The following is a 10276-nucleotide window of genomic DNA, read 5'->3' as shown; positions in this document are numbered from 1 at the left end:
TGGTGCCCAGAAGAGGACTCGAACCTCCACGACCTTGCGATCGCCAGCACCTGAAGCTGGTGCGTCTACCAATTCCGCCATCTGGGCACGGGGTAGGTCGGCGCGTCTAGGGGAGGGGTGGGAGCCTTGTCAACCGGGGGGCGGCTGGGGCAAGGGGGCGACGAATGGGACAGGGGTCCCGGATCGAAAGGGTGCTACGTGGACGATCGGCTGGTCACGCTGTTCGGCGGCGGCGGATTTCTCGGGCGCTATGCGGTGCCGGCGCTGTTGGCGAAGGGGTACCGCGTCCGCATCGCGCAGCGTGATCCGCGCCAGGCCTGGTTCCTGAAGCCGCAAGGCGGGCTGGGGCAGACGCAGTTCGTCGCCGCCGACATCGGACGCCCCGACACCGTGCTGCGCGCCGTCCAGGGGGCGGATGCGGTGGTGAACCTGGTCGGCGTGCTGCAGGGCGCATTCCAGCGTGTGCATGTCACGGGCGCGCGGACGGTCGCCGAGGCGGCGGCAAAGGCCGGTGTCGCCACGCTGGTCCATGTCTCCGCGATCGGGGCGGATCCGGCGTCGACCTCCGCTTATGGGCGGTCGAAGGGTGAGGGCGAGGCGGCGGTCCGCGCGGCGTTCCCTGCAGCGACGATCCTGCGGCCATCGGTGGTGTTCGGGCCCGAAGACCAGTTCGTGAACCGCTTCGCGGGCATGGTCGCGAAGACGCCGGTGGTGCCCGTGCTGCGTGCGGGGGCGAAATTCCAGCCGGTCTATGTCGCCGACGTCGCCGCCGCGGTGGCTGCCGCGATCGCGACGCCCGATATCTATGCCGGCCGGACGCTGGCGCTTGGCGGCCCCGATATCATCACGATGGAGGGGCTGATCCGCTATATCGCCCGCACGATCGGCCGCAGCCCGGCGATCGTGGCGCTCCCCGACATGGCGGGCGCGATGATCGCACGGGCCGGGTTCCTGCCCGGTGCACCGATCAGCTGGGACCAGTGGCTGATGCTCCAGCACGACAATGTCGTCGGCGATCTCGGGCAGGGGCAGGAGGACGGGCTGGCGGCGATGAGTCTGACTCCGACCCCGCTCGCCGCGGTCGCGCCGGACTGGCTGGTTCGCTACCGCCGCCAGGGCCGCTTCGCACGCCGCGTCGAAGATATCGCCTGATCCGATCCGCTCCACCTGGAGAATGCCGTGACCGACCTGCCGACCGTCCTCCTCCTCGGCATCGTCGAGGGGATCACCGAATTCCTGCCCGTATCTTCCACCGGCCATCTGATCCTCGCGGGCGCGCTGCTCGGCTATGACGAGGCGCAGTGGAAGGTATTCAACGTCGTCATCCAGCTGGGCGCTATCGCCGCGATCGTGGTGCTGTACTGGCGGACGTTCTGGGCGGTGCTGATGGGGCTGGCGAAGCGCGAGCCGCAATCGATCCGCTTCGTGCGCAACATCCTGGTCGCGTTCCTGCCCGCCGCGGTGATCGGGCTGGCGCTGCACAAGCAGGTCGAGGCGCTGCTCGGCAACGCGCTCGTCGTGTCGATCGCGCTGATCGTCGGCGGATTCGCGATCATCCTCGTCGAGCGGCTGGCCCCCAGGGCGCGGATCGAGGGGGTCGCCGCCATTCCGATCGGCACCGTGGTCGGTATCGGGTTCCTGCAATGCCTAGCGATGATCCCCGGGGTCAGCCGTTCGGGCGCGACGATCCTCGGCGCGCTGGCGCTCGGGGTTGAGCGGCGAACCGCGGCGGAGTTCAGCTTCTTCCTCGCGATCCCGACGATGCTCGGGGCGAGCGCGCTGGAATTGTTCAAGAATCGGCATGAGCTGGCGAATGGCGCGGGGGTCGGGCCGGCGGCGATCGCGATCGGAATGCTGGTGTCGTTCGTCGTCGCGTTGCTGGTCGTGCGGTGGTTCGTCGGGGTCGTGACGAACCATGGGTTCGTACCGTTTGCAGTGTATCGTATCGTTGCGGGCGGCGCGGCGTTTGCGTGGCTGATGCTGCGATAGAGCCGTACCGGGCATATAATTACGGTGCACCAGGACCTCGGTAGCGGGTTTTCCGATCTACGGATATATTGGGTCAGTAATCCTGTCTTGTTCTTTCGGCGCGCTAGGGTAGGACGATTCCCGGAGGGCCCGATGGCAACCGAATCGATGCTGAAGTTCGTCGACCGCGCGCAGACCTATCCGGTGAAGCGCGAGGCGGACTTGCGCGCCGAGGATTTCCGCGAGATCGCCGATCGCTATCCGGTGCCGGGCGCCGAGGAGCAGGCCGGGCGGTGTTCGCAATGCGGCGTGCCGTATTGTTCGGTGCATTGCCCGCTCCACAATCACATCCCCGACTGGCTGCGCCTGACCGCGGAGGGTCGGTTGCGCGAGGCGTATGAGCTGAGCAACGCGACCTCGACGATGCCCGAAATCTGCGGGCGCATCTGTCCGCAGGACCGGCTGTGCGAGGGCAATTGCGTCATCGAATTCTCGGGCCACGGCGCGGTGACGATCGGCGCGGTGGAAAAGTTCATCACCGACACCGCGTGGGAAAACGGCTGGGTCGAACCGCTTGTCCCGGGGCGCGCGCGCGGCCAGTCGGTGGGGGTGATCGGTGCAGGACCCGCCGGACTGACCGCGGCGGAATATCTGCGCGGCAACGGGTATGACGTGCATATCTACGACCGGCACGACCGGGCGGGTGGGCTGCTGACCTATGGCATCCCCGGCTTCAAGCTGGAAAAGCCAGTCGTGATGCGCCGGATCGAACGGTTGGCGGCGGCGGGTATCGTGTTTCATCAGGGCTTTGCCGCAGGCGCGGATGCGAGCCTGGACGATCTGCGCCGCCGCCACGACGCGGTATTGATCGCGACGGGGGTCTACCGCGCCCGCGCGCTCGAGCTGGCCGGCGCGGACGCCGACGGCGTGGTCGCCGCGCTCGACTATCTGACCGCATCCAACCGCAAGGGGTTCGGCGACGACGTGCCTTTGTTCGATGACGGCACGCTCAGCGCCGAGGGCAAGCATGTCGTCGTCGTCGGTGGCGGCGACACCGCGATGGACTGCGTCCGTACCGCGATCCGGCAGGGCGCGGCATCGGTCAAATGCCTGTATCGTCGCGATCGTACGAACATGCCCGGATCGCAGCGTGAAGTCGCGAATGCGGAAGAGGAAGGCGTCGAATTCGTCTGGCTGTCGCAGCCTGCGGCGATCGAAGGCCGGCAGGTCCGGGTCCGCCGGATGCGGCTCGGCGCACTCGATGCGAGCGGACGGCGCGCGCCCGAAGTCGATCCGGGCGGCGATATCGCGATCCCGGCGGACATGGTCGTCAAGGCGCTCGGCTTCGATGCCGAGGACCTGCCGACGCTGTTCGGCGCTGGCGGGTTGGGGGTCAGCCGCTGGGGCACCGTGCTGGTCGACGGCAAGACGCTGATGACCAGCCTGGACGGGGTGTTCGCGGCGGGCGACATCGTGCGCGGGGCCTCGCTGGTGGTATGGGCGATCCGCGACGGCCGCGACGTCGCGGCGAGCATGCACGCGTGGCTGAAGACGAAGGCGGCGAGCGAGCGGGTGGCGGCGTGAGGCTGACGGCGGAAGAGGTGGCGGCGATCAAGTACGCCGCGCGCGAGGCTTTCGGAGACAGCGCGGTCATACGCCTGTTCGGGAGCCGAACCGACGATGCGGAGCGCGGGGGGGACATCGACCTGCACGTCGAGATCGATTCGCCTGCCGATGAATGGTACGCGCGCGGCGTCTTCGAGGACCGGCTGTTCCGTCGCATCGAGCCGCAGAAGGTGGACCTGATCGTCAGCAAGCGTGGCGGGACCCCGCGCGGTTTCGAACGCATCGCCTATCGTGACGGGATCGTGCTGTGACGCCCGAGCAGGACGTGTTGGCGGATCAACTGGCGGCGATCGCCGCGGTGACCACATCGGCCCGCCAGACACTGCCGCTGATCGGCGCAATGCCGCTCGACGATGAGGCCTTCGCCGCGATGACCCCGATCCAGAATATGGCGGCGACCGCGATGCTGAAGCAGTTCGAGCAACTCGAAGGCCTGTTGTCAGGGCTTTTCCGTGCTGTGCTGCGCCTTCTCGGCGTACGTCTGAAGGGGTTGTACGCGCAGGATATCGGCAATCGGATGGCAGAGCTCGCGATTCTCGACGATGCTACGCGTTGGGTGGCCATCGTGAAGCTGCGCAACGAGCTGGTGCATGAATATCCGCTCGGCTCGTCGGATCGCTATGACCGTTTTGCGACAGCGCACGATGCGTTTCCCTTTCTGTTCGATGCCGCCGAACGGGCCGCGCAGGTCATCGCCGATCGACGGCTGTTGGAGCCCGGCACATGATCGATCAACGCGCCCGCCTGGCCGCGGAGGGCATGTACCGCCCCGATTTCGAGTCCGACGCTTGCGGGGTCGGGCTCGTCGCCGCGACCGATGGCACCGCGTCGCGCCGCGTCGTACAGTCGGCGATCGATGCGCTGAAGGCGGTGTGGCACCGCGGCGCGGTCGATGCGGACGGCAAGACGGGGGACGGCGCCGGGCTGCATGTCGACCTGCCGATCCGGTTCTTCGACGACGCGATCGCGGCGGGGGGGCACAAGGTGCTGCCCAACCGGCTGGCGGTCGGGATGATCTTCCTGCCGCGCACCGATCTGGGCGCGCAGGAAAGCTGCCGTACGATCGTCGAATCGGCGATCATCGAGGCGGGCTATGCCATTTATGGCTGGCGGCAGGTGCCGGTCGACGTATCGGTGATCGGGCTGAAGGCGCAGGCGACGCGACCGGAGATCGAGCAGATCATGATCGCCGGGCCGCTGCCCGAAGAGGCGTCCGCGGAAGAGTTCGAGAAGAATTTGTACCTCGTCCGCCGCCGGATCGAGAAGCGCGTGATCGCCGCGCAGATCCAGGGCTTCTACATCTGCAGCCTCAGCACGCGGTCGATCGTCTACAAGGGGCTGTTCCTCGCGGAATCGCTGTCGCTGTTCTATCCCGATCTGCAGGACCAGCGCTTCGAGAGCCGGGTCGCGATCTTCCACCAGCGCTATTCGACCAACACCTTTCCGCAATGGTGGCTGGCGCAGCCGTTCCGCTGTCTGGCGCACAACGGCGAGATCAACACGATCCGCGGCAACAAGAACTGGATGCTGTCCCACGAGATCCGGATGGCGTCGCTCGCGTTCGGCGAGAATTCGGAAGACATCAAGCCGGTGATCCCCGCGGGCGCATCCGATACCGCCGCGCTCGATGCGGTGTTCGAGGCGATCTGCCGGTCGGGCCGCGACGCGCCGACCGCCAAGCTGATGCTGGTCCCGGAGGCGTTGGACGAACGCGGCGACACGCCCGACGCGCACGCGGCGATGTATCGCTATTACGCCAGCGTCATGGAGCCATGGGACGGCCCCGCCGCGCTGGCGATGACCGACGGCCGCTGGGCGGTCGCCGGGATGGATCGCAACGCGCTGCGGCCGTTGCGGTATACGCGGACGTCCGACGGACTGCTGATCGTCGGATCGGAAAGCGGTATGGTGGTCGTGCCCGAAAGCACGATCCTCGCCAAGGGGCGGCTCGGGCCCGGTCAGATGATCGCGGTCGATCTCGACGAGGGCGTCGTGCTGGAGGACCGCGCGGTGAAGGACCGGATCGCGGGTGAGGCGGATTACGTCGCGATCACCGGCGCGTTCGTGACGATCGACGATTTGCCCGCGTCCGACGCGATCATGCGCTACGACCGTGCCGAACTGGCGCGGCGTCAGGTCGCGGCGGGGCAGACGCTGGAGGATATGGAGCTGATCCTGTCGCCGATGGTCGAGGCCGGCAAGGAAGCGATCGGATCGATGGGCGACGACACCCCGCTTGCGGTCATCAGCGACAAGCCTCGGCTCATAAGCCAGTTCTTTCGCCAGAATTTCAGCCAGGTGACGAACCCGCCGATCGACAGTCTGCGCGAGCGCCACGTTATGTCGCTGAAGACCCGGTTCGGGAATTTGGCGAACATTCTCGATACCGAGGATCGGCGGACGCGCGTGCTGGTGCTCGATTCCCCGGTGCTGACTTGCGCGGCGTGGGACCAGTTGAAGGTGCATTTCGGGTCCGCGGTGGCGGAAATCGATTGTACCTTCGATGCCGGTGGCGGCCCCGAACGGCTGCGCGCCGCGATCCAGCGGATCAGGAACGAGGCCGAACAGGCGGTGCGCCAGGGCAAGAGCGAGTTGTTCCTGACGGACGAGCGCGTAGCGGAGGACCGGGTCGCAATCGCCGGCGTGCTCGCCGCGGCGGCGGTGCACACGCATCTCGTGCGCAAGGGGCTGCGCTCCTATGCATCGATCAACATCCGCAGCGCGGAATGCCTCGACACGCATTATTACGCGGTGCTGATCGGCGTCGGCGCGACGACGGTGAACGCGTATCTCGCCGAAGCGTCGATCGCCGATCGGCATGCGCGCGGGCTGTTCGGCGACCTGTCGCTCGACCAGTGCCTGGCGCGCCACCGCACCGCGATCGAGGAGGGGCTGCTCAAGATCATCTCGAAAATGGGTATCGCGGTCATCTCGTCCTACCGCGGCGGGTATAATTTCGAGGCGGTGGGGCTAAGTCGCGCGCTGGTGAACGACCTGTTCCCGGGGATGCCCGCGAAGATCAGCGGCGAGGGCTATGCCTCGCTCCATCTGAACGCCATACTGCGCCACGATCTCGCGTTCGACGCAAGTGTCGTCACGTTGCCGATCGGCGGCTTCTACCGGCAGCGTAGCGGCAGCGAGACGCATGCCTATTCGGCACAACTGATGCACCTGCTCCAGACCGCGGTCGCGACCGACAGCTATTCCAGCTATCTGCAATTCTCGCGCGGGGTCAGCGACCTGCCGCCGGTCTATCTGCGCGATCTGCTGCAATTCAACTTTCCGGCGGAAGGCGTCGCGGTCGACCAGGTCGAGGCGATCACCGAAATCCGCAAGCGCTTCGTGACGCCGGGCATGTCGCTTGGCGCGTTGTCGCCCGAGGCGCACGAGACGCTGGCGATCGCGATGAACCGGATCGGCGCGAAGGCGGTATCGGGCGAAGGCGGCGAGGCGCGCGAGCGCTACACGCCGTACGCGAACGGCGACAACGCGAATTCGGGGGTCAAGCAGATCGCCAGCGGGCGCTTCGGGGTGACCGCAGACTATCTGAACGCCTGCGAAGAGATCGAGATCAAGGTCGCGCAGGGTGCCAAACCCGGCGAGGGCGGGCAGCTGCCCGGCTTCAAGGTCACCGAATTCATCGCGAAGTTGCGCCACGCGACTCCGGGGGTGACGCTCATCAGCCCGCCGCCGCACCACGACATTTATTCGATCGAGGATCTGGCGCAGCTGATCTACGATCTGAAGCAGATCAATCCGGTCGCGCGCGTGTGCGTGAAGCTGGTGTCGTCCGCGGGAATCGGCACCGTCGCGGCGGGCGTCGCGAAGGCGCATGCCGATGTGATCCTGGTCGCGGGGCATGTCGGCGGGACGGGGGCCTCGCCGCAGACCAGCATCAAATATGCCGGCACGCCGTGGGAAATGGGGCTGTCCGAAGTCAACCAGACGCTGACGCTCAATGGTCTCCGCGGGCGCATCCGGTTGCGCGCGGACGGGGGGCTGAAGACCGGGCGCGACATCGTGATCGCGGCGATCCTCGGCGCCGAGGAGTTCGGAATCGGCACGCTCAGCCTCGTCGCGATGGGCTGCATCATGGTCCGGCAATGCCACAGCAACACCTGCCCGGTCGGCGTCTGCACGCAGGACCCCCGGTTGCGCGACAAGTTCGTCGGCACGCCGGAAAAGGTCATCAACCTGATGACCTTCATCGCCGAGGAAGTGCGCGATATCCTGGCAAGGCTCGGTTTCCGAAGCCTGGACGAGGTCATCGGCCGCACCGAACTGCTCCGGCAGGTCAGCCGCGGTGCGGAACATCTCGACGATCTCGACCTCAATCCGATCCTGGCCAAGGTCGATGCGACCGATGCCGAGCGGCGCTTCTCGCTGTCGACCTTCCGCAACGCGGTGCCCGACAGCCTGGACGCGCAGATCATCAAGGATGCCGCCGCGGTGTTCAGCCGCGGCGAGAAGATGCAGCTGACCTATTCGGTGCGCAACACCCACCGCGCGGTCGGCACGCGATTGTCGAGCGAGATCACCCGCAAATTCGGCATGTCGGCGCTGGCCGATGGTCACGTGACCGTGCGCCTGCGCGGATCGGCCGGGCAATCGCTCGGTGCCTTCCTGTGCAAGGGGATCACGCTCGAGGTGTTCGGCGACGCCAACGACTATGTCGGCAAGGGGCTGTCCGGCGGACGGATCGTCGTTCGTCCGGCGGTGTCGTCGCCGCTCGCCAGCCAGGACAATACGATCATCGGCAACACCGTGCTGTACGGCGCGACCTCGGGCAGCCTGTTCGCGGCGGGGCAGGCGGGGGAGCGGTTCGCGGTGCGCAATTCGGGTGCGACGGTCGTCGTCGAAGGCTGCGGCGCGAACGGGTGCGAATATATGACCGGCGGCGTCGCGGTGGTGCTCGGCGGGGTGGGTGCGAATTTCGGCGCGGGGATGACCGGCGGGATGGCGTTCGTCTACGATCCGGACGATGCGTTCGGCCGACGCGCGAACGGCGACAGCATCGTCTGGCAGCGGCTCGCATCAGCGCATTGGGAGGGCGTGCTGCGCGCGCTCGTCGAACGCCATGTCGCAGCGACCGACAGCAAATGGTCGAAGGGCCTGCTGGAGGATTGGAACCGCGTCGCTGCTCATTTCTGGCAGGTGGTGCCGAAGGAGATGCTGACGCGGCTGGCCAATCCGCTGGACGATGCCGTGGAACTGGTCGCGGCGGAGTAGGCTTGGCAGGCGCGTTAAGGCACTACCATTGAGACACGGGACAATCCCTCCGCCAGCGTAGGTTCTTCAAACTGTCGCTCGACCGAATATATGCTGTCCTCGGGTACGATCTTATCCGGGTCTCGGCGGCGATTTCGCTCCAGCGCGATCGTCAAGGGGATGCGGATCCATATCGCTTCGACGGGAACGTGGTAGCGCTGCGCCATCTGTATTATGGGTTTGCGGTGTCGGATACCTGGTAGCGCAGCATCGAAATAGATGACCCCTTGGTCAGGACGCTGTCGATCGATCCAGGTCGATTTTCCGGCACCTTGGAGGCCACACACAATAACGACCCGATTGAGGGGCAGGGTCGCATCGGACAGAGCCGAGTCCAAAGCGGCGAACGCACATTCCCACGCCGCCGCGTCGCGTTCCGGCGACCAGACCCGCCCCTCGCCCGCAGTTTCCAAAAAGTCATCGGGATTTATTCGGCGTGTCATGATCGATGCTGATAGGGTCTCGTCACCGCGGTGGTTCGGGTCGCTTCCAATCGTCTCGTTTCAGCGCGCGGCGTAATGTGATCCCGAGCGCGTCTTCTGGCGTCGTTTGCCACCGCTCCGCAAGCAAATGCAGGTCAGCTTCGATTTCCGGGTGGTCGATGTGAATCACACCGTCGATGATCCTGACGCCTTCATCGTCGTCCATGCCACTTCCCTCCAGTCGCGTGCTCTCCTACCACGATTTGCATGTGGCAACTCTTCCAATTCCCCTTATGCCCGTTCAGCCGCAAGGTGCGCCTGCTGCTGGGGGAGAAGGGCGTCGGCTACGAACTGGTGCGCGAATCGCCGTGGCTGCGGCGCGACGAGTTTCTCGACATGAACCCGACCGGGCAGACGCCGGTGATGACCGATGCGTCTCGCGGTATCCTGCTGATCGATTCGATGGCGATCTGCGAATATCTCGAGGAGACGGTCGACAAGGCGGCGATGATCAACGGCCCGTCGATCAACCGCGCGGAGATCCGTCGGCTGGTGTCGTGGTTCGACACGCAATTCTACCGCGACGTGACCGGGCCGTTGCTTCACGAACGCATGGAGAAGCGGCTGTCGCAGCAGGCGAGCCCCGATGCCAAGGCGCTGCGCGAGGCGATGAAGGCGGCGATCCGGCATCTCGATTATACCGATTATCTGCTCGATCACCGCAACTGGCTCGGCGGGGCGACGCTCAGCCTCGCCGATCTCGCGGCGGCGGCGCAGATTTCGGTGACGGATTATCTGGGCGGGATCGATTGGAAGAGCCACGAACAGACCGCGCGCTGGTATCGCGGGCTGAAGAGCCGGCCGAGCTTCCGCCCGCTATTGTCGGAACGCATGGAGATGGTCGGGCCGCCGTCGCATTACGACAATGTCGATTTCTGACGCAGGCGATCGCGCGTCGATCGAGGATTTCCTCAACATCGACATCCGGTCGA

Annotated in this window: 9 protein-coding genes and 1 tRNA gene; 7 read left to right on the top strand and 3 right to left on the bottom strand. The window is 66.2% G+C overall.

What is annotated here, in order from left to right:
• A tRNA-Leu gene (locus tag HUU99_RS11800) sits at positions 1–87 on the bottom strand.
• Between the two features lie 111 nt (positions 88–198).
• On the opposite strand from HUU99_RS11800, the gene HUU99_RS11795 reads away from it, so the two are divergent.
• From HUU99_RS11795 to gltB, 6 genes are all read left to right on the top strand, one after another.
• Positions 199–1152 carry an NAD-dependent epimerase/dehydratase family protein gene (locus tag HUU99_RS11795; protein WP_174286780.1) on the top strand — a complete coding sequence of 318 codons (954 nt, stop codon included), beginning with the start codon at positions 199–201 and terminating at the stop codon, positions 1150–1152.
• A gap of 27 nt (positions 1153–1179) precedes the next feature.
• A complete protein-coding gene (locus HUU99_RS11790; RefSeq protein WP_174286779.1) occupies positions 1180–1989 on the top strand; it encodes an undecaprenyl-diphosphate phosphatase in 810 nt (269 codons plus the stop codon).
• 132 nt (positions 1990–2121) lie between these two features.
• Positions 2122–3552: an NAD(P)-dependent oxidoreductase gene (locus HUU99_RS11785; protein ID WP_174286778.1), complete on the top strand. Its 1431-nt coding sequence runs from the start codon at positions 2122–2124 to the stop codon at positions 3550–3552.
• On the top strand, positions 3549–3845 hold the full coding sequence (locus HUU99_RS11780; RefSeq protein WP_174286785.1) for a nucleotidyltransferase domain-containing protein: 297 nt from the start codon (positions 3549–3551) through the stop codon (positions 3843–3845). The genes HUU99_RS11785 and HUU99_RS11780 overlap by 4 nt, the downstream gene beginning before the upstream one ends.
• Positions 3842–4321 carry a hypothetical protein gene (locus HUU99_RS11775; RefSeq protein WP_174286777.1) on the top strand — a complete coding sequence of 160 codons (480 nt, stop codon included), beginning with the start codon at positions 3842–3844 and terminating at the stop codon, positions 4319–4321. Before HUU99_RS11780 ends, HUU99_RS11775 begins: the two co-directional genes overlap by 4 nt.
• Complete coding sequence (gene gltB / locus HUU99_RS11770; RefSeq protein ID WP_174286776.1) at positions 4318–8823, top strand: glutamate synthase large subunit; 4506 nt, start codon at positions 4318–4320, stop codon at positions 8821–8823. The genes HUU99_RS11775 and gltB overlap by 4 nt, the downstream gene beginning before the upstream one ends.
• Before the next feature lie 14 nt (positions 8824–8837).
• Here gltB and HUU99_RS11765 read toward each other — a convergent pair whose 3' ends face one another.
• Together HUU99_RS11765 and HUU99_RS11760 are read right to left on the bottom strand one after the other, a co-directional pair.
• Positions 8838–9305 (bottom strand): AAA family ATPase, encoded by a 468-nt coding sequence (locus HUU99_RS11765; protein WP_174286775.1) that lies wholly within the window; start codon positions 9303–9305, stop codon positions 8838–8840.
• 22 nt (positions 9306–9327) lie between these two features.
• Positions 9328–9510 carry a hypothetical protein gene (locus HUU99_RS11760; RefSeq protein ID WP_174286774.1) on the bottom strand — a complete coding sequence of 61 codons (183 nt, stop codon included), beginning with the start codon at positions 9508–9510 and terminating at the stop codon, positions 9328–9330.
• A 41-nt stretch (positions 9511–9551) separates the two neighbouring features.
• On the opposite strand from HUU99_RS11760, the gene HUU99_RS11755 reads away from it, so the two are divergent.
• Positions 9552–10223 carry a glutathione S-transferase family protein gene (locus HUU99_RS11755; RefSeq protein ID WP_174286773.1) on the top strand — a complete coding sequence of 224 codons (672 nt, stop codon included), beginning with the start codon at positions 9552–9554 and terminating at the stop codon, positions 10221–10223.
• The last annotated feature ends 53 nt before the right edge of the window (positions 10224–10276 follow it).

Source organism: Sphingomonas bacterium, assembly GCF_903642285.1.
Lineage (GTDB): Bacteria > Pseudomonadota > Alphaproteobacteria > Sphingomonadales > Sphingomonadaceae > Sphingomonas.
This window is presented reverse-complemented; position numbering and strand designations above follow the sequence as displayed.

Coding starts and splice junctions, on each gene's coding strand:
- HUU99_RS11785 (WP_174286778.1), top strand. CDS start 2,122: ATGGCAACCGAATCGATGCTGAAGTTCGTCGACCGCGCGCAGACCTAT.
- gltB (WP_174286776.1), top strand. CDS start 4,318: ATGATCGATCAACGCGCCCGCCTGGCCGCGGAGGGCATGTACCGCCCC.
- HUU99_RS11765 (WP_174286775.1), bottom strand. CDS start 9,305: ATGACACGCCGAATAAATCCCGATGACTTTTTGGAAACTGCGGGCGAG.
- HUU99_RS11760 (WP_174286774.1), bottom strand. CDS start 9,510: ATGGACGACGATGAAGGCGTCAGGATCATCGACGGTGTGATTCACATC.
- HUU99_RS11755 (WP_174286773.1), top strand. CDS start 9,552: ATGTGGCAACTCTTCCAATTCCCCTTATGCCCGTTCAGCCGCAAGGTG.